Origin of the sequence: Candidatus Mesenet endosymbiont of Agriotes lineatus, assembly GCF_964019585.1 — a bacterium.
Lineage (GTDB): Bacteria > Pseudomonadota > Alphaproteobacteria > Rickettsiales > Anaplasmataceae > Mesenet.
On sequence record NZ_OZ026454.1, the window covers coordinates 1,369,606 to 1,393,087 of the forward strand.

At 33.5% G+C, this 23,482-nt stretch carries 19 protein-coding genes and 1 tRNA gene; 8 read left to right on the forward strand and 12 right to left on the reverse strand.

Annotated features, from left to right (window positions below; translation table 11 throughout):
- The first annotated feature begins 69 nt into the window (after positions 1-69).
- The 6 genes from rpoH to AACL19_RS06520 all read left to right on the forward strand — a co-directional run bounded on the left by rpoH (position 70) and on the right by AACL19_RS06520 (position 6,402).
- Positions 70-945 (forward strand): RNA polymerase sigma factor RpoH, encoded by an 876-nt coding sequence (gene rpoH / locus AACL19_RS06495; protein WP_339045670.1) that lies wholly within the window; start codon positions 70-72, stop codon positions 943-945.
- Between the two features lie 813 nt (positions 946-1,758).
- Entirely contained in the window at positions 1,759-2,817 is a 1,059-nt protein-coding gene (gene hflK, locus AACL19_RS06500) for an FtsH protease activity modulator HflK (protein ID WP_339045671.1), read from the forward strand.
- 5 nt (positions 2,818-2,822) lie between these two features.
- Entirely contained in the window at positions 2,823-3,698 is an 876-nt protein-coding gene (locus AACL19_RS06505; protein WP_339045672.1) for a protease modulator HflC, read from the forward strand.
- A gap of 4 nt (positions 3,699-3,702) precedes the next feature.
- Positions 3,703-5,181 carry a Do family serine endopeptidase gene (locus tag AACL19_RS06510; protein WP_339045673.1) on the forward strand — a complete coding sequence of 493 codons (1,479 nt, stop codon included), beginning with the start codon at positions 3,703-3,705 and terminating at the stop codon, positions 5,179-5,181.
- Positions 5,182-5,195: 14 nt separating this feature from the next.
- Positions 5,196-5,879 carry a ribonuclease III gene (gene rnc, locus AACL19_RS06515; RefSeq protein ID WP_339045674.1) on the forward strand — a complete coding sequence of 228 codons (684 nt, stop codon included), beginning with the start codon at positions 5,196-5,198 and terminating at the stop codon, positions 5,877-5,879.
- A gap of 46 nt (positions 5,880-5,925) precedes the next feature.
- Positions 5,926-6,402, forward strand: coding sequence for a cytochrome c oxidase assembly protein (locus AACL19_RS06520; RefSeq protein WP_339045675.1), 477 nt, complete (start codon positions 5,926-5,928; stop codon positions 6,400-6,402).
- Between the two features lie 20 nt (positions 6,403-6,422).
- Here the strand turns inward: AACL19_RS06520 and AACL19_RS06525 are convergent, their stop codons facing one another.
- On the reverse strand, positions 6,423-6,701 hold the full coding sequence (locus tag AACL19_RS06525; protein ID WP_339045676.1) for a BolA family protein: 279 nt from the start codon (positions 6,699-6,701) through the stop codon (positions 6,423-6,425).
- Positions 6,698-7,702: a pyruvate dehydrogenase complex E1 component subunit beta gene (locus AACL19_RS06530; RefSeq protein WP_339045677.1), complete on the reverse strand. Its 1,005-nt coding sequence runs from the start codon at positions 7,700-7,702 to the stop codon at positions 6,698-6,700. Before AACL19_RS06530 ends, AACL19_RS06525 begins: the two co-directional genes overlap by 4 nt.
- Before the next feature lie 131 nt (positions 7,703-7,833).
- Here AACL19_RS06530 and AACL19_RS06535 point away from each other — a divergent pair, with 131 nt between their 5' ends.
- On the forward strand, positions 7,834-8,238 hold the full coding sequence (locus tag AACL19_RS06535) for a hypothetical protein (RefSeq protein WP_339045678.1): 405 nt from the start codon (positions 7,834-7,836) through the stop codon (positions 8,236-8,238).
- Between the two features lie 128 nt (positions 8,239-8,366).
- Complete coding sequence (locus tag AACL19_RS06540; protein WP_339045679.1) at positions 8,367-9,572, forward strand: pyruvate dehydrogenase complex dihydrolipoamide acetyltransferase; 1,206 nt, start codon at positions 8,367-8,369, stop codon at positions 9,570-9,572.
- 25 nt (positions 9,573-9,597) lie between these two features.
- Here AACL19_RS06540 and AACL19_RS06545 read toward each other — a convergent pair whose 3' ends face one another.
- The 10 genes from AACL19_RS06545 to tuf form a co-directional block, all read right to left on the reverse strand.
- Positions 9,598-10,170, reverse strand: coding sequence for an NADH-quinone oxidoreductase subunit C (locus tag AACL19_RS06545; RefSeq protein WP_339045680.1), 573 nt, complete (start codon positions 10,168-10,170; stop codon positions 9,598-9,600).
- Between the two features lie 384 nt (positions 10,171-10,554).
- On the reverse strand, positions 10,555-18,801 hold the full coding sequence (rpoB, locus tag AACL19_RS06550; RefSeq protein WP_410519857.1) for a DNA-directed RNA polymerase subunit beta: 8,247 nt from the start codon (positions 18,799-18,801) through the stop codon (positions 10,555-10,557).
- A gap of 71 nt (positions 18,802-18,872) precedes the next feature.
- Positions 18,873-19,292: a ribosomal protein bL12 gene (locus AACL19_RS06555; protein ID WP_339045681.1), complete on the reverse strand. Its 420-nt coding sequence runs from the start codon at positions 19,290-19,292 to the stop codon at positions 18,873-18,875.
- Between the two features lie 30 nt (positions 19,293-19,322).
- The gene (rplJ, locus tag AACL19_RS06560; RefSeq protein ID WP_339045682.1) at positions 19,323-19,826 is read right to left on the reverse strand and encodes a 50S ribosomal protein L10; all 504 of its coding nucleotides are present in this window, start codon (positions 19,824-19,826) and stop codon (positions 19,323-19,325) included.
- Positions 19,816-20,520: a 50S ribosomal protein L1 gene (locus AACL19_RS06565; RefSeq protein ID WP_339045683.1), complete on the reverse strand. Its 705-nt coding sequence runs from the start codon at positions 20,518-20,520 to the stop codon at positions 19,816-19,818. Before AACL19_RS06565 ends, rplJ begins: the two co-directional genes overlap by 11 nt.
- A gap of 14 nt (positions 20,521-20,534) precedes the next feature.
- Positions 20,535-20,990, reverse strand: a complete 456-nt coding sequence (locus tag AACL19_RS06570; RefSeq protein WP_339045684.1) for a 50S ribosomal protein L11 — start codon at positions 20,988-20,990, stop codon at positions 20,535-20,537.
- 2 nt (positions 20,991-20,992) lie between these two features.
- The gene (locus AACL19_RS06575; RefSeq protein WP_339045685.1) at positions 20,993-21,997 is read right to left on the reverse strand and encodes a transcription termination/antitermination NusG family protein; all 1,005 of its coding nucleotides are present in this window, start codon (positions 21,995-21,997) and stop codon (positions 20,993-20,995) included.
- Complete coding sequence (gene secE, locus AACL19_RS06580) at positions 21,987-22,187, reverse strand: preprotein translocase subunit SecE (RefSeq protein WP_339045686.1); 201 nt, start codon at positions 22,185-22,187, stop codon at positions 21,987-21,989. The genes AACL19_RS06575 and secE overlap by 11 nt, the downstream gene beginning before the upstream one ends.
- Before the next feature lie 20 nt (positions 22,188-22,207).
- Positions 22,208-22,281: transfer RNA gene (locus AACL19_RS06585), tRNA-Trp, on the reverse strand.
- Between the two features lie 12 nt (positions 22,282-22,293).
- A complete protein-coding gene (gene tuf / locus AACL19_RS06590; protein ID WP_339045687.1) occupies positions 22,294-23,478 on the reverse strand; it encodes an elongation factor Tu in 1,185 nt (394 codons plus the stop codon).
- Positions 23,479-23,482 lie beyond the last annotated feature (4 nt).

Sequence of the window (23,482 nt, forward strand, 5' to 3'; positions counted from 1 at the left end):
AATTCTTTAGTTTTGTTAATATAATGATAGTCAAATTGTTTTTGGGTAGTTTAAAGGGAGAAGTTTATTATGTTAATGTCAGAAGTACAAACTTCTATTCATATCGATGGTGATATTGTACAATATATGAGAAAGGTGCAAGCATTTCCTATGCTATCTCAAGAAGATGAAATAAAGCTAGCAAAAAACTGGTACGATAATCATGATATGAAAGCTGCTCATAAACTTATCACTAGCCATCTTCGTTTTGTGGTAAAAATTGCCATGACATTTAAAAACTATGGTCTCTCACTCATGGAAATGATAATGGAAGGCAATATTGGGCTAATTCATGCAGTAAAGAAGTTTAACCCTAATCTTGGTTTTCGCTTTTCAACTTACGCAATATGGTGGGTTAAAGCATCAATAAAAGAATATGTACTCAAATCATGGTCATTTATAAAAATTGGCACAACCCAAGCACAGAGAAAGCTATTTTTTAGTTTGCGAAAAACAAAAAGGAGGATCTTAGGCTGCACAGAAAATGGTACATTAAGTAAAGAAAAGGTTAAGTTAATTGCCGATGAATGTTCTGTATCAGAGCAGAATGTTATTGAAATGAATGATAGGTTAATGTATAGAGATAAATCACTAAATTCTCTTACAGGCGATAGTAGCAACAGAGAATTACAGGACATAATTGCATCTAATCAGCCAAATCAAGAAACAGTGTGTGTACAAAAAGAGGAGCAACAACTAAGAAGCAATATTCTAAACGCTGCTCTCTCTACTCTTAATGAAAGAGCAAGGGATATTTTAACCAGCAGGCATCTTAATGGTAAGAATGAAACACTTGAAACATTAAGTAAAAGATATAACGTATCAAAAGAAAGAATAAGGCAGATAGAAGAGCAAGCAATTGCTAAAATAAAGAAGTTTGTAAGGTTAAAACAAGAAAGTTTTTAAAGAAGCATAAGTATTAAACACAAACTGAGTAGCATAAGTGAAAACAAGTAGTAGATAAAACTAGTTGCGTTCTTTTATTACACATAAGTAATTTTTACATGAATCGTTCTTCAGTATAGACTTATAACCTAAATTAGCGAATAGGTATTTTTTCTTACAACTTTTAAGATAAAACATAAAAAATTCTAGTCAAACGATTAACAAATTTTATTCCCCTACTTTACACTGACTACAGCAACTATAATTTCATACTTATACTAATTCCGCTTAAGAAAAAAGCTAAAAATGCTGTGATGCAGCAGATAGTCACAGTAAAAATATGTTGTATATAGTCTAAAATTTGGAAAGAATCCTCCTAATCACCAAACTAAATTGCTGAACAAATTAAAATGTAGAATACTAAAAATAACAAGAGACAGAAGAAAGTATAATCTATTGAAAAATAGTTAAAAGCAATTAGAGAGGAAAGGCTAAAATAAGGAAAAAAGGTAGATTAAAAAGCGATCCTAATAACATAAGCAAGTGCATTGCTTATATGGGGTTATGTAAATAAATTAGCTTTTTAGGTACAAAACTCATTATATAATAAACTGATGACCTAAGAAATACTAGTTAACGTTATTACACATAATGACAAAGAGAGAGAAATGCTGTATAGTCAATAAAAAAAGATATTGCTACTATTTGTGATAAGGTCGAAAAATATATTTTCAATTTTTATTAACTCCAAAGTATTAAGTTTTGAATTGAAATTATATTGATATCAAATCATGTACGTGTTAAGATTTTATTTTATAAATTTTAAATTTAATTATGTTTGATGGCCAGGATCCTTGGAAAAATGATAAAAAGTATAAAAAAGTCAATTTTTCTCACAATAATAACCAAGATCCTCTTGAAAGGGTAATCCTCATAATAAAAAATGCATATTATTCTTTCTTTAGAGGCAATACTTCTAATCTTTACCCATTTATTGTGCTTATTATTTTAATAATCTACATTATTACAGGATTTTATATTGTTGGGCCTGGGGAAGAAAGTATAGAGTTGATCTTTGGTAAGTATAGTAGTGTTGGTAGTTCTGGGTTGCGTTATAATTTTCCTTACCCTATAGGTAGAATTATAAAAGTTAACGTGAAGGAAGTAAATCGTGAAGAAATTGGCTCAAGTAGTTACGGGTATAATAAGGATGTGGATCGTGGTGAAGGTGTGATGCTAACTGGAGATGAGAACATAGTTAACGTTAATTTTGAAGTGCAGTGGCAAGTAAGAGATGCTTACGAATACTTATTTAATGTACGAGATTATAGGGCGGGAGCAACAGTAAAAAGTGCAGCAGAAAGTGCTATGCGTGAGGTGATAGGTAGAAATATGATCTCTTTTGCCTTAGAAGGAAAAGGAAGAGCAGTTATTGCTAAGGATACTAAAATTTTATTACAAGAAATACTTGATCAGTATAGAATGGGAGTTGAAGTATTATCTGTACAACTTAAGAAAATAGACCCTCCTGAAAAAGTTATTAGTGCCTTTAGGGATGTTCAGAGTGCACGTGCAGATAAAGAGCGTATTATAAATGAAGCATATGCTTATAGTAATGATATTATGCCTAAAGCTAAGGGTGAAACAATAAAGATTAAGTTGGATGCTGAAGCTTATGAAAGTGAGGTGGTTGACAACGCAAAAGGTAGCACTAGGAGATTTATTGCTTTATATAATGAGTATAAAGATCAACCAGCAGGGGTAAGAAATAGAATGTATATTGAAACTATGGAGAGTATATTAAATAATACTGAAAAAGTTGTTGTTAGTGATGATTTAAAAGGTTTATTTTCATACTTACCACTTGCAAACATTCAAAATACTAATAAGTAATGTATATGAGTAAAAATATTATTAAAATAGTTAGCGTTGTTTTTTGCTTTCTTCTCTTTTTTACTATATCAAATTCTATTTTTATAGTTAGTGAAGAAAAGCAGGCTATAGTGCTGCAATTTGGAAAGGTAGCAAGAAAAATAAACTCAAGTGGTTTATATTTTAAGTTGCCGTTGATACAGAATATTGTCTCTTTTGATAAGAGAATAATAGATATTAGTTCTGATTATAGTTCGAGAGAAATTATTACTTTTGATCAAAAACGTTTTATTGCTGACGCTTATGCAAAGTATAGAATAATTGATCCTGTACTGTTTTATCAGACTGTAAAAACTGAGTTAGGATTGGCAATACGTTTAGGTTCTATTATTGAAGCAAACGTTCGAGAGAAAGTAGGTACTATATCACTTGTAAATTTACTAAACTCAGAAAGGTCAGAAGTAATTAATCTTATTAAAGAAGGGGTTAGTAATGAGTCTCAAAAGTTTGGTGTAGATGTAATAGACGTCAGGATAAAAAGGTTAGATCTTCCAGAAGAGAATAGTGCTGCAATATTCCGTAGAATGCAAACTGAAAGAGAAAAGGAGGCAAAAGAAATTAGAGCAGAAGGAGAGGAGAGCGCTCAAAAAATTAGATCAGAAACTGAAAAACAAAAGAGGATCATTATTGCAGATGCAATTAGAGAAGCGCAAGAAATAAGAGGACGTGGTGATGCATTAGCGGCAAAAATATACAATACTGCACTTGTAATTGATCAAGAATTTTTTAGTTTTTATCGCTCTATGCAAGCATATAAAAATGCATTTTCTAGCTCTAATACAAAAATGATATTATCACCAAATAATGATTTTTTACATCTCTTTAACAAGGAGCAAAGGTAATCTTATGAGAAGAAAAATTTTACTCTTATTGATAGTGAGTATTACTATTTTTACTAATGTTGCATATGCTAAAAAGTATATGTCAATAGAAGAAAATATACCATTAGTAGATGAACAAAAATTTCAAGAGAAGTCATCTAATGATGTTTATTATGAGAGTTTTGCTGATCTGGTTGAGCAGCTTGCTCCTGCTGTAGTCAATGTCTCAACTGAGCAGATAGTTAGAGATGAAAGCATAGGGTTCCCACAATTACCAGGTGGTTCACTCTTTGAGGAATTTAGAGAATTTTTTGAAAGAATAGAACCTTTTATGAATAGGAATCAAGATGTAAACAAGGAAGTTATATCTTTAGGTTCTGGCTTCATCATTGATGAAAGTGGAATAATTGTAACTAACTACCATGTTATTGCTGACGCAAAAGAGGTTACAGTTACACTTAATGATAATACTCAAAATAAAGCAAGAATTTTAGGGAAAGATCCAAAAACTGATCTTGCAGTGTTGAAAATCGATACTGATAAGAAACTTTCGTTTGTGAGGTTTGGTAACTCTGATAAAGCAAGAGTTGGTGACCGTGTTATAGCTATAGGTAACCCTTTTGGGCTGGGTGGCTCTGTAAGTACTGGAATTGTATCTGCAATAGCTCGTAATATTAATATTGGTACTGTCAGTGACTTTATTCAAACTGATGCTGCTATTAATAAAGGAAATTCTGGTGGGCCGTTATTTAATATGAATGGTGAGGTTATAGGCATTAATACTGCTATTTTCTCTCCTTCTGGAGGTAATGTAGGTATTGGGTTTTCTATTCCTTCAGTTATTGTTGAACCGGTGATAAAGTTATTAAAAGAAAGCAAGAAAGTTGAACATGGGTGGGTTGGAGTAAAAGTTCAAGCAGTCACAAAAGAAATTGTTGATTCTCTAGGGCTAGAGGCTACACAAGGGGCGTTAGTTGCTGAAGTTATAAAAGGTAGTCCTGCTGACAAGGCTGGCATTAAGATTGGTGATATAATTATCGAATTTAACGAAATGAAGGTTACTAGAATGTCTCAGTTGCCTCAAGTTGTTTCTCGGGCAGAAGTTGGTAAAAAAGTTAATGTAAAGCTATACAGAAAAGGTGAGGTAGTTGGTATCACAGTAAAGGTAGGCAAGATTCAAGATGATGAGAACCTTGCTAAAGAAGAAGACGATTTATATTTTGACTATATTGGAATTACTGTTTCAAATTTGTCAAATGAATTCAAAAGAGAAAATGATGGGGTCAATGGTGTTGTTGTACTAAACGTTGATGTTAAAAGTAGTGCTTATGTTAAAGGTATAAGAAGAAGTGATGTAATTACCCACATAAACCAGAATGAAGTTAAAAATATTGATGAGTTTAAGAGGATAATTACACAAGTAAAAAAAGAAGATAAAGAATCTGTGGCACTGCTTATAAAGCGCCAGAATAATAATCTTTATGTTACAATAAAACTTAAGTAATAACATACTCATATATGGATTTCAGTGAGATTATTAATTATAAGTTCAAAAACGATAAAATACTAAAGGAGGCCCTAACCCACCCAAGTGTTGGGCGTAAGCATGAAAATAGAGCCTTTAATTACCAAAGGCTAGAGTTTTTAGGTGACAGTATATTAAACATGGTTGTTTCTGAAATGCTATTTAAGCTTTTTCCTGAAGATAACGAAGGTTTTTTAGCTAAAAAGAAAGTTGCTTTAGTATGTGGTTTAACTTTAGGGGAAATTGCTGGTCAAATTGATTTAGGAAAATTTATCATTATGGCTGAAGGTGAGCGTCAAAGTGGTGGTGAATCTAACTTAAGAAATCTTGAAAATGCGTTAGAAGCCTTAATAGGAGCAATATATCTGGACTCAGGAATAAGAGCTGTAAAAAAGTTTATCTCAAAGTATTGGAAACCTCTTGCTAAGAATATGTTAGTCCCTCCTCAAGATGCAAAAACGATATTGCAAGAACTAGTCCAGGGTGAGAAGTTGCCCATACCTGTCTACAAAGTAGTAGAGCAGTTTGGCCCAGCACATAAACCAAATTTTAATATTGCAGTATACGTAGAAAAATATGGAGAAGTATCTGCTTGTGCTAGTAATAAAAAGCTGGCAGAGCAAAACGCTGCAGCACTAATGTTGGATAAAATTTATAAGCAAAAAAGTGAATCTTAAAAGAAAAAGCCACACTGTTCTTTCTTTATTGTTCTTAGTTTTATCTATGTTGTCTTTAGCTTATGCCTCTGTACCGTTATATAAAGCTTTTTGCAAAGTAACAGGTTATGGTGGGACGACAAAAAAAGTAAAATCTCTTGAGCTGACAAAAGATATAAAAAGTAAAAAAATAAAAGTTTATTTCAATGCTGATGTAATGCCCAGCCTGCCATGGATTTTTAAACCAGAGCTGAGCTATACTGATGTGAGGACAGGAGAGCAAAAACTTATGTTTTACTATGTGGAGAATCTATCTAATAGCGCTATGAATGCGATGGCTGTATATAACGTCACACCTTACAAGGCTGGAAAATATTTCAATAAAATAGCTTGTTTCTGTTTTAATGAGCAAGTATTGCCGCCAAAAAAGAAAGTAATCATGCCAGTATCTTTTTTTATAGATCCTGAAATTGCAGCAGATCCAGAAACATCTGACGTAGAGGAAATAACACTATCTTATACATTTTTTGAATTAAAAAAATAGATAGCATAAAACAAAATTTCTCATTTATTTAATCGATATTCATCTTGTGTATATAGATTAAGGGAAATTGCATGTATTAGCTTTATTTCTTCTTCTAATATTTTATATATCAATTTGTGCCTAGCTAAAGAGGTCATATTGCTAAAATCATCAGAAACAACTATCAATTTAATATGAGAAGTTGCAGATTGTGAAACAAAGTGATGTCCAGCATGATCGCTAGATTCATCAATAACACTAATATAGTGAGCATTGATTGCACTGTTTATTTTTTTTTCTATCTCTTGCGTTATATTCATAAAAACCTTTGTCTAAAACATACTTGTTTTGCTGCATTTACTATATCCTCAACTTGTGGCAGCGCTTTGTACTCCAAATTTGCTGCATACGGCAAAGGTACATCTTTGGCAGCAACACGCGCAACCGGTGCATCTAGATAATCAAACGCTTCCTCCATCATAAGAGCAGCAAGCTCTGCCCCTATTCCAGCAAATCCCCATCCCTCTTCAACGCTAACAAGTCTACTTGTTTTGCGTACGGAATTTATAATAACGTTGGTATCCAGTGGCCTTAAGGTCCTAAGATCGATAACCTCAGCATCAATTCCAGCAGCTGATAGTATATCTGCTGCTTCTAGTGCATCTTTCACTTTTAGCGAAAAAGCAGTAATAGTTACGTCATTTCCTTGCCTAAGCACTGATGCCTTACCAATTTCTACAGTATAATGATTATTTGATAGTTCAGAATCTAAAATTTCATGCTCATGACCATAAGCTATTTCATGTTCTAAAAATATAATAGGGTTTGGATCACGAATTGCAGCTTTTAGAAGGCCTCTGCAGTCAGAAGCAAAATAAGGTGCAATGACTTTAAGGCCAGGAATATGGGAATACCAAGAAGCAAAACATTGTGAGTGTTGAGCAGCAACTCGTGCAGCAGAAGCGTTTGGCCCGCGAAAAACTATAGGGCAACCAAGCTGTCCTCCAGACATATAGTTTGTTTTTGCTGCAGAATTGATAATTTGATCCATAGCCTGCAGAGCAAAATTAAAAGTCATAAACTCCACTATTGGTTTGAGCCCAGCAAAAGCTGCACCTATCCCCAGCCCGGCAAAACCATGTTCAGTTATTGGAGTGTCTATCACCCTTTCGCTACCAAACTCTTTTAAAATACCCTTGGTGACTTTATAAGCTCCCTCATATTCTGCTACTTCTTCACCCATAATGAACACTAAAGGATCTTGCCTCATTTCCTCTTGTATAGCCTGACAAAGAGCTTCTCTTACAGTTAATTGAGCCATATAAATTAAGATTAGAACTAATTAATATAACATTTAAGTATCAAAAAACTATAATAAATATTATATTTTTATAGACTTAATTAAAAATATGGATTAACATTATAATATTAATTTATTAATAAGGAGTTAAAATGAAAGTATCTAAAATTATTCAAAAATTGAAACCAGGCCAAAAGGCTAAAGATTTTGCATATGCTTTACCACATGTTGGTGCTGGTATAGTATTTGCATCTGCAGTTGTTGTGGTTGCGATGCAAGTAGCTTCTCACTTTAGTGAAAAAGCTGGTGAAATGGTAGGTAAGCTTGGAAGTGAAAAACTTTTCTACTATACTGCAGTTGTTGGTGCTTTAACAGCAATAGCTGGTATAGTTTATCTTACGCTTTATCGTACTACAAGCAAGGCAAATAAGGAGTTGGAAAGTAGTAATCAAACTCTAAAAGCTGGAATTAATTTTGTAGCAAGTGCAGATGAAAGTACAACCCTCAAAGATGTGAAAGCAGGTCAAGTTTTTGCAGATGCAAAAGAAATAGCATAATCATCATAAGCTTAAAGCCAAAGTTACTTAAAGAGGTAACACTAGTTACCTCTTTTATCCCCCCACTTACTTAATCTTTACAAAAATAAAGAGTTACATTAACATAAAACAAATTTTATGTTTGAATGATGAATCTAAATAAGAAGTTCATAGAAATAATAATGCCAGCGCTTTCACCAACAATGAGCAAGACTGGTGGCAAAATAGTCAAATGGCTAAAAAAAGAAGGAGATAAAGTTAAATACGGTGAAGTTATTGCCGAGGTAGAAACCGACAAAGCTGTAATGGAGATGGAATCAGCAGATGATGGGGTTATGGCTAAAATTTTATCCCCAGAAGGAGTAAGCGGTGTTCCAGTGAAGCAGGTGATTGCTGTTATGGCTTCAAAAGAGGAATATATTAGCTCTGTAGATGAATATATTAAAAATCTAAACCAACCTAATATTCAAAACCAACCTAGTGAAATAATAAATGAAAAACATGAAACTATTGAAAAAAAAGTGGTAGAAACAAGTTGTGGAAGAATTAAAGCCAGCCCTTTAGCGAAAGTTATAGCAGAAAAAGAAAACATAGATTTAAAATCTATAAAAGGTACTGGCCCTTACGGGCGTATAATTAAAGCTGATGTGCTTGAGGCAAATAGTGCAAAAAGTATAGAAAATGAAGGAATTATTGAAATAAGCAGTATGCGGCAGGTTATAGCACAACGCCTACTTGAAGCAAAGCAAACCATTCCGCATTTCTATTTAACAATAGACTGCCAAATCGATAAACTGCTAAAGCTTAGAGAGGAAATCAATTCATCTGGCAGTAAGATTACAATCAATGATTTTATCATAAAAGCAGTTGCTCTTAGTATGGAGAAATTTCCAGAAGTAAATGCATCATGGGCAGGAGATAAAATACTTAAGTATTCTACTGTAGACATCTCAGTGGCAGTGGCGCTGGAAGATGGGCTTATTACGCCTATTGTTAAAAACGCTAACCAAAAAAATATATCGGCTATATCAAGAGAGGTAAAAGAGCTGATAAGTAGAGCAAAATCTGGGAAATTAAAACCTGAAGAATTTCAAGGTGGAGGATTTACTATTTCCAACCTCGGGATGTTTGGCATAAAACAATTCAGTGCGATAATCAACCCACCTCAATCATGTATAATGTCGGTGGGTGCATCTGAAAAAAGACCTGTTGTTGTGGACAATAAGATAGAAATAGCAAATATAGTGAGCATTACGCTTTCTGTTGACCATAGGACAGTTGATGGCGCGCTAGCAGCAAGATTTCTAAGTATCTTTAAATCCTACATAGAAGCGCCACTGCAAATGTTGTTATAATAAAATTTCAAAAATATACAAATTATTATTTCTCCTGTTTTTTATACTCAGTACCCTTCCATGGAGAAAGACAGTCAAACATGCGAAAATCTTGTGCGAGATCTATAGGGTTATAAACAACTTTTTTAGCTTCTATGTCGTATTTTACCTCCTCATAACCAACAAGAGGAAAGTCCTTAAGCATTGGATGCCCCTTAAATCCATAATCTGAAAGAATGCGACGCAAGTCTGGGTGCCCGGTAAATTCTATACCATACATATCAAACACTTCACGCTCAAACCAAGATGCTGTGCTAAAAATATTAGTCACTGTTGGGGGAGAGTCATTCTCTCCTATTTCAAGTTTTAAACACAATCTAACGTTGTGTACTATACTAAGAAGATTATATATTAGCTCAAAGCGTTTATCTTTTTGCGGGTAATCGACAGCAAAAATATCAATTAATACCTCAAATCTACATTTTGGATTATCATGCAGTAAACTGAGATGCTCTGTAATTTTTTCTTTTGTAGACTTTCCTTCTAAAAAGAAATTGTCTTTTTTTATACAAACGGCATTGGTTATTGATTTAACACTTTTTAAAATCTCCTTTGTCATATATTTTTGCACTGTTTTTAATTTTGAGTTTAAAAAGATTAATCAAATTGTCAATTTTATAGAAGGAATATACAATTTTTGTGTTCTCATATATTTTTCTACATATACCATTTTTGCCTCTTCTGCCTCGTTTTTGATTATTCTCAATCAAGCTATTTTAAGATCAACAAGCCAATTATCAACTGAATATTGCATTTTATCAACTAATCACTTCCTTTTTGACTGCCTTTACAGTGCTCCTTCCTCTACCCCCTCCCCTTCCTTTACCACTCTTACATTTGCAACCAATAATGTACCTTAACCCAACAAATTCTACATACTTGTGAAAGTATAAAAAAACAAAAACCCTATCCTAACAGACAACAAACTTTAAAAAAATCATCTTTAAAGAACTTTTTCTCCTTCCACAAGAATTTTATCACTATATAACTCAAAATTGTTATAGTATTGAGAATAATCTTCTTCATTTAGAGCAGAGAGTTTTTTGAGCTTATTCATAATAAGACCAGTACCAGCAGGAATTAGCCTGCCAACTATCACATTTTCCTTTAAACCAGAAAGAGGGTCTTCTTTCCCATAAAAAGCTGCTTCCGTTAAAACTTTGGTAGTTTCTTGAAACGAAGCAGCTGAAATAAATGAACCAGTTGCAAGGCTTGCACGAGTTATACCTTGCAAAATTGAAACATAACTTGCATCCCTCTTACCAGCACTTAACAATGACTCATTAATTTGCAGAATCTCCTGCCTATTAACGCTTTCCCCAATTAGATACATAGTATCACCAGGATCAGTAATCTCTACTCTTTGTAGCATCTGCCTTAATATAACTTCTATATGTTTATTATCAATACGGACACCTTGTAACCTATAAACTTGCTGTATTTCAGAAGTCATATAATTTGCTAATGCCTCTACTCCTAAAACACGTAAAATATCATGAGGATCAGGATCACCATCCATGAGTAAATCACCCTTGCGAACAAAATCACCCTCATTAACTATAGTATGCTTACCCTTAGGAATAAGATACTCTATTGGAGAACTCTGACCATCTACAGGGTTAACAAATACGCGACGCTTTGATCTATAATAATCTTTACCAAATTCAACACAGCCATCTACTTCACTCACTACAGAGTGTTCTTTAGGACGACGAGCTTCGAACAACTCTACAACTCTAGGTAACCCTCCAGTAATATCACGAGTTTTTATCGACTCTCTAGGAATCCTTGTAATCACGTCACCAGCATATACTTTTTGACCATCCTGTACATTTAAAACCGCTCCTATCGGCATAAAATAGTGAGCATCAAGATCATTTGCAAGCGTAATTACATCACCAGCATCATTGAGCAACACTATTCTAGGACGAATATTCGCCCCATGAATACTTAATTTCCAATCTACAACTACTCTATTCGAAATACCAGTCAATTCATCCATCACCTCACTAATTGACACACCATCTATTAAATCCCTATAAGATACTATACCTGTTTTTTCCGTTATAATCGGAACAGTATAAGGATCCCACTCTGCTATTTTATCTCCAACTTCAACTGTTTCTCCATCACTAATATAAAGTTTAGCACCATAAGGTAAATTATGCTTGAACTTCTCATTACCAAAATCATCCAATAACGCCACTTCACAAGAACGACCCATAACTATCTTATTATCATTTTTATCTACTATTATATTGCTATTAATAATTTTTACTTTTGCATTAAAAGCAGCAATAACATCAGAAACCTCAGCCCCCCTCGTTACTGCACCACCAATATGAAAAGTACGCATAGTAAGCTGAGTTCCAGGCTCACCAATAGATTGAGCAGCAATTACACCGACGGCTTCACCTATTGCAACAAATCTTCCAGTTACAAGATCCCTACCGTAACATAAAGAACATATCCCATCAGTAAACTTACAAGTTAAAGGAGAACGAATCTTCATAGCATCTAACCCACCAATATTTATCTGCTCAACCTTATTTTCATCAATCAATTCTCCTTCTTTCACTAATATTTCACCTGTAATAGGATTATAAGTATCAATAACTGCTACTCTTCCTAAAATAATACTAGATAAAGTTGCAACAATAGATCCACTCTCTATAGTTGCCTTAGCAATTATACCATCTGTTGTGCCACAATCATATCCAGTTACTATACAATCCTGAGAAACATCAACTAAACGACGCGTTAGATAACCAGAATTTGCTGTTTTTAAAGCAGTATCAGCTAAGCCTTTTCTAGCACCATGAGTTGAATTAAAATATTCAAATACGTTTAACCCTTCACGAAAATTAGATATAATAGGGGTTTCAATAATTTCTCCAGAGGGTTTTGCCATCAAACCACGCATACCAGCTAACTGTTTCATCTGTGATACAGATCCCCTTGCACCAGAACTAGCCATCATATAGATAGAATTTAAGTTATTTTTTTTGTCACAAACAGACATGGCTTTAACCATATCATTAGCTATAAAGTCTGTACATCTTGACCATTCATCAACAACTTTATTATATCTTTCATTTTTGGTTATCAGCCCCTCTTGATATTGCATAGAAAATTTCCTTACTTCATTGGTGGCATTTTTAACATGCATAGCTTTACTTTCTGGTATAACCATATCAGAATAGCCAAAAGAAATTCCAGAAAGTGTTGCATATTCAAAACCAAGGCACATCAACCTATCAGAAAATAAAACAGTTTCATTTTGACCACAATTTCTATAAACTAAAGAAACTAAATTGGTTATTTCCTTCACTGTAAGAACCTGGTTAACCAAACTAAAGTTCAAATTTTTATGTTCAGGAAAAGCCTGCCATAGTATTAAGCGACCTGGTGTGGTATGAACAGTATTATAATATTCCTTCCCATCATCATTAAAAAACTTCATTTCATATTTTATGTTAGAATGTATATTAATCATTTTGCAATTTAAAGCATGTTCAATACATCCAAAATCAGAAAAATACATTAAGTTATTACTTTCTGAATCATCAATCTGTTGTTGTAGTGTTAAATAATATATACCAAGTACTATATCCTTAGATGGAACTATAATTGGCTTTCCATTAGAAGGGTTAAGGATATTATTTGTTGACATCATAAGCACTCTTGCCTCAAGTTGTGCCTCTAAAGATAAAGGGACATGAACTGCCATTTGATCGCCATCAAAATCAGCATTAAATGCTGTGCAAACAAGAGGGTGTAACTGTATTGCTTTACCTTCAATTAACACAGGTTGAAATGCTTGAATACTGAGCCTATGTAAGGTTGGAGCCCTATTTAACAGAACCGGATGCTCTCGTATTACTTCATCCAAAATATCCCATACTTCTGGCTTCTCAGATTTCACCATCTTACTAGCAAACTTAACTGTAGGAGCTTCACCATACATCCTAAGTTTGGAGTAAACGAAAGGCTTGAACAACTCTAATGCCATCTTCTTCGGTAAACCACACTGGTGCAACTTCAATGTAGGACCAACAACTATTACTGACCTTCCTGAATAATCTACCCTCTTACCTAAAAGATTTTGACGGAAACGCCCTTGTTTACCCTTTAACATATCACTTAAGGACTTTTTATAACCAACGCTTCCAGCTTTATTTGCCAGACTGCTACGACGACTACCATCAAAAAGAGCATCCACAGCCTCCTGCAGCATCCTTTTTTCATTTTGAACCATAATAGCAGGTGGATTTAAGCTCAACAGCTTTCTTAATCTATTATTTCTATTAATAATAGTCCTATAATGATGATTAAGATCAGAAACTGCAGGACGACCGTTCTCAAGCGAAATCAATGGACGCAAGTCAGGCGGAAGTATTGGTATTGTCGTAAGCACCATATGCTCAGGTTTGTTACCAGAATTTAAGAAATTCTCAACAATACGTAACCTTCTAATAATTTTTTTCCTCTTTATCTCTGATGTGACTGACTCTAATTCGGTCCTTAATTTAGACCTAGTAGAGTATAAATCTAAAGATGCAAGTAATTCTCTTATTGCTTCTGCACCCGTAAGAGCAGTAAAACTACCTTCACCGCACTCATTATAAGTTTGTTCATTAAGAACCTCACCTTTAACAAAAGAAGAAACACCAGGATCTACAACAATAAAATCACCACTATAAAGAATATTCTCTATCTCCTTAAGAGACATATCTAAAAGAGTACCAATCCTTGACGGCAAAGACTTTAAAAACCATATATGTACTACTGGAGACACAAGCTCTATATGACCCATCCTTTCTCTTCTAACCTTAGACGATGTTACTTCTACACCACACTTTTCACAAACAACTCCCCTATATCTCCTTTTTCTATATCTTCCACACAAACATTCATAATCATTAACAGGACCAAAAATTTTCGGACAAAATAACCCACCTTTCTCTACTTTAAAGGTACGATAATTTGCAGTTGAAATATCTTTTACTTCTCCATAGGACATAGCTCTAATCCTCTCAGGACTAGCAATTGATATGCCAATTTTATCAAAAGACTGTGCTATACTAGTACAATGAGGTATATCTATAGTATCATTTCCTTGTTTTAATGTTACATCCAAACATAAAGAGCGTAGTTCTTTTACCATTACATTAAATGACTCAGGAATCCCACACTCAAAATTACTATCACCTCTAATTATTGACTCATAAATCTTAAGTCTACCAACAACATCATCAGATTTTACCGTTAACATTTCTTGCAATGTATATGCAGATCCATAAGCTTGCAGTGCCCAACATTCCATTTCACCAAAACGTTGACCACCAAAATGAGATTTTCCACCAAGAGGCTGTTGTGTAACTAAACTATAAGGACCAACAGAACGAGCATGAACCTTATCATCAACAAGGTGATGTAATTTGAGCATATATATATACCCTACTGTTATTTTACGATTAAACTTTTCACCACTCCTTCCATCGTATAACTCTACCTGCCCAGATTTGTCTACTCCGGCAAGTTCAAGCAATCTAGCTATTTCATAGTCTTTTGGACCTTCAAACACAGGAGCCGCAATAGGTATACCTTTACGTACTCTTTCTGCAAATGATATCAAACAGTTATCATTTAATGCTTTTATTTGACCACACATAATACGGTCATTACAATAAATTCGTAACAAAAAATCCCGCAAGTCAGATATCGAGGTTTCATTAGAGTCATCCAACATTTTGCCAATTTTTTCCCCTAACTTCACACATGCTAAACCTAAATGGGTTTCAAGTATTTGTCCTATATTCATTCTAGATGAAATGCCAAGAGGATTAAGAATTATATCAACAGGAGTTCCATCTTCCAAATATGGCATATCTTCCACTGGAACAATGCGAGAAATAACACCCTTATTACCATGACGTCCTGCCATTTTATCACCGGGTTGCAACCCATGTTTTACCGCAACAAATACTTTAACTATAGTTAGAACACCTTGAGGCAAGTCATAACTAGAATTTAATTGCTCCATTTTCTGTTTAAATTTAGTATGGACGTTATCCATTTTTAGATTGAATTCTTTTTCTAACTTTTCTACTTCCTCTAAGAGAGAAGAGTCACTTACTTTCAAAGTCCACCATTGATTTTTTGAAATAGAATTTAAAAATTCCTCAGTTATGACAAACACCTTATCACCTTGCTTAATGCAAGAACCAATTAAAATTTCCTTTAACTTATTATAAAAATAATTACTTACTATATCAGTTTCATATCCATATTCCTTCTTAAAATTCACTATTTCTCTTTGTTTTATCAATAAGAACCTATCATTCTCTTCAATACCCCTGCGCATCAGTATATTGACATCTATTACAGTCCCCTCAATATCCGGGGATAAATATAGGGAAGAATCTACACAATCAAATATTTTTTCACCAAAAATGCTTATTAGTAACTTTTCTTCAGGCTGTAAAGAAACTGAAGGTTTAGGGGTAACTTTACCAACAAGAATATCACCAGGTTTAACTTTTGCTCCAACATTTACAATTCCTATATCATCCAAATGATGCAAATATTCTTCACTAGTATCAGGAATAGAACGAACTATTCTTTCAGGTCCTAAAGTTGTATCACGAACTACACATTCAAACTCCTCTATATGTATTGAAGTAAAAATATCTTCCTGTACAACTGCATTCGAAATAATAATTGAATCTTCAAAGTTATAACCTTGCCATGACATAAATGCCACTAATAAATTACTTCCAAGGGCAAGTTCTCCTTTATCAATTGCAAAACCATCAGCAATAACATCACCCCTTTTTACATAATCACCAGGCTTTACCAAAGGCCTCTGATTAATACAAGTACTATGATTAGAACGAGAAAATTTCCTCATTTTATAGATATCTACATCCAAACATTTTTCTTTTTCTGCATCAAGAACGCAAATAACTATATATATACCATCAACACGATCAACTATACCATCCTGCTTAGCTAAGACAACATAACAAGAATCAGCTGCAACTATAGATTCCATACCAGTACCAACTAATGGAGCCTCAGGTTTTAATAAAGGTACTGCCTGACGCTGCATATTTGAGCCCATTAATGCTCTGTTAGCATCATCATTTTCTAAAAAAGGAATAAGTGAAGCTGCAATAGAAACAACTTGCTTAGGAGCAACATCAATATAATTTACTTGATTACTTTGGATCATTGTAAAGTTACCACTATAACGACAATATAACATATCATCAATAAAGTGGTTATTTTTATCAAGTTTTGCACTAGCATCAGCAATATAATAGAAATCCTCTTCTGTTGCAGAAAGATATTCTATCTGATCAGTTACTATACCATTTGCCACCTTGCGATAAGGACTCTCAATAAAGCCATATTTATTAACACGAGCATACACAGCTAAACTATTGATTAATCCTATATTTTGCCCTTCTGGTGTTTCAATAGGACAAACACGCCCATAGTGAGTTGTATGTACATCTCGCACTTCAAAACTTGCCCTATCCCTTGTTAATCCACCAGGCCCTAAAGCTGATAACCTACGTTTATGAGTTATCTCAGATAAAGGATTAGTTTGATCCATGAATTGACAAAGCTGGGAAGAATTAAAAAAATCTTTCAAAACAGTAGTAAGGACCCTTGGATTAACAAAATCATGCGGTGCTGCATCATCAAAATTAGCAGTTGACATATAATCAATAGCAATACGCTGTAGCTTGATTAAACCTAATCTAAATTGATTTTCAACAAATTCCCCCACAGATCTTATTCTCCTATTGCCAAGATGGTCAATATCATCACTTTCTCCCCTACCATCACGTAATAAAACCAAATTTTTTATTACTTCAATTATATCATCTACAGTTAAAATTGTCAGATTTTCACCATAATTTAACCCAAGACGAAAGTTAAGTTTCACCCTACCAACATCAGATAGATTATAATATTCATCATTAAAGAATAAATTATTGAAAAAAGACTTTGCCAACTCTAGAGTTGGGGCCTCACCTGGACGTAAAACCCGATATATTTCAAATAAGGCATCTTGATAAGATATATTTTTATTTAAAAATAGCGTATTTAAAATATATGGTCCAATTGAAACGTTATCTATATTTAATAAGGATACTTCATTAATAGAAAGTAGCTTTATTTTTTTTACATCTTCAATAGTTAGTAAATCTCCGGTTGAAAAAAGCACAGTATTAGTTGACGCATCAATTAAATCTTCTGCTAAAAACAAGCTACATATGGCAGTAAATGGTATAAAATATTCTCTTAAGCCATCTTTACATAATTTCTTAACTAGCTTAGAAGTTATTCTCACATTTGCTTCCAATAAAACATTATTGTTAACGTCAGTCAGAGCAAATGGCAATTTAATGTTTTGAAGCCTTTCAGACAAAAATTGTACTCTCCAGCGATCTCCACATCTAACATATTTTACTTTTTTATAAAATTTTTCAAGTATATCATTATTTGATAAGCCCAATGCTCTCAACAAAAAAGATACAGGTAATTTTTTCTTTCTATCAATACGAAAATAGAGAATATCTTTTGCATCAAATTCAAAATCCAACCATGAACCTCTATAAGGAATAATACGAGCAGAGTAAATTAACTTACCTGAACTATATGTTTTTCCTTTATCATTATCAAAAAAGACACCAGGAGATCTATGCACTTGAGAGACTATAACTTTTTCAACTCCATTAATAACAAACGTCCCTTTAGCAGTCATCATTGGTAATTCACCAATCAATACTTCCTGTTCCTTAAAATACTTTACATTCTTATCTTCAATATTCTCACCCCTCATCTCTTTAAGTTCTTGAATATCGAGAACAGTAAGACGTAGCACTATACGAATAGCAATGGAAAAAGTTATACCCCGTTTTATACATTCATACTCATCATATTTAGGACTATCGATTTTACAATTTACACATTCAAGAATTGCACGCCCTAATGAGTCACAAATGGGAAAAACTGAGTGAAACATAGAATTTAATTTACTTTTACCATCAAGATCCATATCAACAAAAGAATTATATGAATCTCTTTGCATTTTTATTAAATCTACTAAAAAATTTTTTAAATCAGCCGACCTTGCATAAGAAAGCCTCGGAGTTGAAACAGAAAGATTCAAATTGCTCATCATTAAAGGTAAGAAAGAAGTCATTTAAGTGTCTCAAAAATTAAAGTATAATTCAATTAATATTACTCAAGTTCAACTTTAGATGCACCAGCACCTATAAGCATTTCTTTAATCTTTTCAGCCTCTTTTTCTGACATATTAGATACCACAGCTTTTGGCAATGACCCAATAAAATCCATAGCACCTTTTAAAGTCAGTTCACCCTGATTATAGCTTACTTTTATTTCCCTTATAGCTCTAATAATTGACACCTTTTTATCACTACCAAATTCTTTTAAAATAACACTATATTCCTTTGCTTTTTCAACTGTAGGAGTTTCAGAATCATTTTTTACTGAACTTTGAGCAGGATGTACATACGAACCCATTGGAGGCAATCCCAATTCATTCTCTAATCCCTTAGCAAGCTCAGAGGCTCCCAACAAATCTAAAGAAAGTATTTGTTTTAACAAAGATTCTTTTTCATTAATTTCACTATTCATAACAACAACCTCAATAATAATTAAAGACTTTTATTTAGAGTTTAAAACTCTGAACACCCTACTAGCAGGTAAATTTAAAAGATAAGCTAACCTATTAGGAACCATAAGTATTAAACGTATTATCTTAATACGCATCTCATCTAAAGAAGGTAATTTAGCTAATGCAACAACATCATCTTTAGTCAATAATCGATCTAAATTAGCTGCACAAACTATAGACACTCCTTCGCGATCATTATTAATAAAATTAACTAGAACTTTTACAGTTGCTATCATATCAGATGAATATATTATTGCAACCGGACCGATAAACTTATTAAGTAAAAAATTAAACTTACCTATTTGAACAATAGCTATACGAGCTAAGCTATTTTTTACAACAAGAAAACCACCACCTGTAGATTTTATTTCATTTCTTAAGTTAATTGAATCATCTGCAGCAAGATAATTAAAATTAACTAAAATCACAAAACTATTTTGAGATATAATATTTGTTAAATTATTCAAATGCTTTTGTTTACAACTACGCTTCACTATAATACTCCTTAGAAAATATTTTTCCCACTTTACCAACCCTTAAAGATTTACCCATAGTTGAATTAATAAAAATACTCTTAAAGTAATCCCCTTTTATACCGTTAGGTTTAACATCATTTATAGCTTTCACCAGGGCCATAAAGTTTGCAAACAAATCCTTAACACTAAATTGTATATTTCCTATTTTAGCATGAATAATACCGTACTTATCAGTTTTAAATTTAATTTGACCAGACTTTATAATGTTAACCATTCTTACAACTTCAGGTGTTACGGTGTTAAATTTTGGATCGGGCATAAGCCCCTTATGCCCGAGAATTTTAGCAACAGGCTTAATATATTCCACAAAATCATAAGTTGTAATACACCAATCAACATCCAGCAGCTTCCTATTTTCCTTCATAGAGTTAACCAATATAGAGTTAACCAAATCCTTACCGCCAATAACATCTGCTATACATTTTAACTCCTTTAACAAATACTCATTATCAGTAAATACAGCAACCTTAATATTTTTTTCAGTACTTTTAGGTAAGACAACCACACCTCTAACCTGCTCTTCAGGCTTACGCACATCTACATTAAGCCTCACAGCAACGTCAACAGACTCAATAAATTTAGTTGATGAAGAACCCACAACCATCTTTAAACAATCAATAATATCATAAGTTTGTAAATTACCTTGTTGCATCAAATACCTATAAATTAATCTTCTTCTAAACCTTCAACTTCTATGCCCATGGAACGAGCAGTACCTAACACCATTTTCAGTGCCGACTTCAATTCATTAATTTTCATATCAGACATCTTAAGCTTAGCTATACCGGTTAGCACTGATCTATTAATCTTAGATACAACTTCCTTGCCAGGGTTGCTTGTTCCCTTCGCTAAGCAAGTAGCCTGTTTCAATAAATCAGAAACTGCAGGTGCATTATTAACAAAAAGATCATAAGATTTGTTATCATACACAATTACCCTCACTGCAATTGAATCCCCAATTTTATATTTATTACTATCACTAGTCATTTTATTAAAAGCTTCACAAAATTTAGGTATAGCAATACCACGTGGACCAAGGACTGAAGCAATTTTAGGCCCTGGCATTGCCTTACCTACATTCATGCTTAACTTAACTCTAGATATAATAGTAGCACTTTTCATAATTAATCCTTTCTTTCTATTTGATCTAACCTGACTTCTACTGGTGATGTACAAAACTTGAATACCCTTATGTTCACTTTAGCAACACCCCTATCATAATTAACACAAAACAATTCTCCACAAAAACCTTTGAACGCACCTTGTGTAATTACTACATACTCTCCAATCTCATACTTCTGTTTAGACTGATTACAGAGCTCACTACGATCTAAATTATTAAGCATAGTATCAATTTCAGTATTACTCACAATCCGCGGTTTATCCCCACCTAAAAACCTAAACACTCCTTCTATACTTTTTATAATCTTGAGAGACTTATCACACAGTTTCATATGTATAAACACATAACGAGGATAAAGAAAGGTTTTCTTCGTTGCATTCTCCACAAATGGCGCAAGCGCCCTTTTAACAAAAAAAGGATACAATTTTCTTGCTGGATCTAAAATAAAATTACAAACTCTTTCTTCATTCCGCGGTAAAACTTCTATAATATACCACTCATACTCTTGTTTTTCCAAACTTTCTTCTAAACCCTCTCTATAAAGCTTACAGTTCCTTATTTTTTCCTTCATTGCTTCACTAAAATCACTTTGCACTTTAGATTGGATCGTTCTTTTTAATGTATCATAAGCCATGGATTTATGGCCCAATAATAAATCTACTATTTTTTCAAACAAATATAAAATAGCAAGATCTAACGCAGTCCTTCCATTATTATCTTTAAGATTTATATCTAATTCATCATTTTTCAAAAGTAGATTAATCATTTCATGATACTGACCTTCCTTATCACCAGATGTTGGAATAAAATTAATAATCCTTATTAAAGGCGTTTCACCTTCTCCATTTCTGACATTAACATCAATTCCTTGTGCTAACATTTCTTTAAAAACTTCTATTATACCTTTTAAACTTTTTTCCTCTGCATCTTGTACAGCATCTACAGTGTTAAAAAATATTTGCACCTTCCTTTCCTGCTCCAAACACTCTTTCGATTTATATATCATATATAACCCCAAGCAGAACCCTAATTACATAAAAAAATGAAAAATCCACCAAACAAAAAAAAACAGAAAAACATAATATTATTACTATAGTTAAAAACAAAAAATACATGATCTCTTCTTTTTTTGCCCAAGAAACTTTAACAATCTCTTGTTTTATTTCGCTAAAAAAACACATTAAAGCCCTTATCATCACCAACCTAATAAAAAAAGCAAGAGAGACAGGAATCGAACCTATAACCTTTGGTTTTGGAGACCAACGCTCTACCTAATTGAGCTACTCTCTCATGCAATAAAACCTACTCTAAAATATCATTAACAATACCAGAACCAATAGTCTTACCACCTTCTCTTATTGCAAATCTTAATCCCTTCTCCATTGCTATTCCATAAGGATTCTGTAACTCTACTTCCATACTTACCTGATCTCCAGGCATAACAATTTCCTTGCCATCTAAAATCCTCATACTACCAGTTACATCAGTTGTTCTAAAATAAAATTGTGGCTGATAATGCGATCCAAATGGTGTTTTTCGCCCTCCTTCTTCTGCTTTTAATACATATATTTCAGCCTTAAATCTCTTATGTGGTGTAACTGTACCAGGCTTCGCCAAAATCTGCCCCCTTTCTACATCCTCTCTCTTTACACCACGTAATAGAATACCAACATTGTCACCAGCTTTTCCCCATCCTAATCTCTTTTTAAACATCTCAACGCCAGTGCAAACTGTTTTCTGTACTTCTCTAAGTCCAACTACTTCTATCTCATCACCTTCTTTTACCTTACCACGCTCAATACAACCTGTTACTACTGTACCACGCCCAGGTATTGTAAATACGTCCTCTATCGGCATTAAAAACGTCTTGTCTAAATCTCTTATAGGTTTTGGAACACTATCTAACACTTCCATTAATTTTAATATCGCACCTTTACCTAATTCACTATCATCGCCCTCTAATGCTTTAAGTGCAGAACCTTTTATTATTATAATATCATCACCACTATAACCATACTCACTTAGCAATTCCCTAACCTCCATCTCTACTAACTCAATCATCTCTTGCTCTGCAACATCAACTTTATTGCAAAAAACTATGATGTTTTCTATTTCTATCTGCTTTGAAAGCAATATGTGCTCTCTTGTCTGCGGCTCAGGACCGTCAACCGCAGATACTAAAAGTATTGCTACATCCATTTGAGCAGCACCAACTATCATGTTTTTTACATAGTCAGCATGACCAGGACAATCTATATGTGCATAATGCCTACTCTCCGTTTCATATTCAACATGTGCAGTTGAAATAGTTATCCCTCTCTCCTTTTCTTCCGGTGCTTTATCAATTTGATCATACCCTATAGCTTTAGCCTGTCCTTTGCTCGCTAACACCTTTGTGATCGCTGCTGTTAACGTCGTCTTCCCATGATCAACATGCCCTATCGTCCCTGTGTTTATATGATCTTTCCTCTCCTCTATTTCACTCATTTGT

What these genes read in the sequence shown, in the direction of transcription:
- AACL19_RS06555 (WP_339045681.1), bottom strand. Translation starts at nt 19,292, where the DNA reads ATGAATAGTGAAATTAATGAAAAAGAATCTTTGTTAAAACAAATACTT.
- AACL19_RS06545 (WP_339045680.1), bottom strand. Translation starts at nt 10,170, where the DNA reads ATGACAAAGGAGATTTTAAAAAGTGTTAAATCAATAACCAATGCCGTT.
- AACL19_RS06510 (WP_339045673.1), top strand. Translation starts at nt 3,703, where the DNA reads ATGAGAAGAAAAATTTTACTCTTATTGATAGTGAGTATTACTATTTTT.
- rnc (WP_339045674.1), top strand. Translation starts at nt 5,196, where the DNA reads ATGGATTTCAGTGAGATTATTAATTATAAGTTCAAAAACGATAAAATA.
- AACL19_RS06540 (WP_339045679.1), top strand. Translation starts at nt 8,367, where the DNA reads ATGAATCTAAATAAGAAGTTCATAGAAATAATAATGCCAGCGCTTTCA.
- tuf (WP_339045687.1), bottom strand. Translation starts at nt 23,478, where the DNA reads ATGAGTGAAATAGAGGAGAGGAAAGATCATATAAACACAGGGACGATA.
- AACL19_RS06570 (WP_339045684.1), bottom strand. Translation starts at nt 20,990, where the DNA reads ATGAAAAGTGCTACTATTATATCTAGAGTTAAGTTAAGCATGAATGTA.
- AACL19_RS06525 (WP_339045676.1), bottom strand. Translation starts at nt 6,701, where the DNA reads ATGAATATAACGCAAGAGATAGAAAAAAAAATAAACAGTGCAATCAAT.
- hflK (WP_339045671.1), top strand. Translation starts at nt 1,759, where the DNA reads ATGTTTGATGGCCAGGATCCTTGGAAAAATGATAAAAAGTATAAAAAA.
- AACL19_RS06505 (WP_339045672.1), top strand. Translation starts at nt 2,823, where the DNA reads ATGAGTAAAAATATTATTAAAATAGTTAGCGTTGTTTTTTGCTTTCTT.
- AACL19_RS06520 (WP_339045675.1), top strand. Translation starts at nt 5,926, where the DNA reads ATGTTGTCTTTAGCTTATGCCTCTGTACCGTTATATAAAGCTTTTTGC.
- AACL19_RS06535 (WP_339045678.1), top strand. Translation starts at nt 7,834, where the DNA reads ATGAAAGTATCTAAAATTATTCAAAAATTGAAACCAGGCCAAAAGGCT.
- AACL19_RS06575 (WP_339045685.1), bottom strand. Translation starts at nt 21,997, where the DNA reads ATGATATATAAATCGAAAGAGTGTTTGGAGCAGGAAAGGAAGGTGCAA.
- AACL19_RS06530 (WP_339045677.1), bottom strand. Translation starts at nt 7,702, where the DNA reads ATGGCTCAATTAACTGTAAGAGAAGCTCTTTGTCAGGCTATACAAGAG.
- rpoH (WP_339045670.1), top strand. Translation starts at nt 70, where the DNA reads ATGTTAATGTCAGAAGTACAAACTTCTATTCATATCGATGGTGATATT.
- secE (WP_339045686.1), bottom strand. Translation starts at nt 22,187, where the DNA reads ATGATAAGGGCTTTAATGTGTTTTTTTAGCGAAATAAAACAAGAGATT.
- AACL19_RS06565 (WP_339045683.1), bottom strand. Translation starts at nt 20,520, where the DNA reads ATGCAACAAGGTAATTTACAAACTTATGATATTATTGATTGTTTAAAG.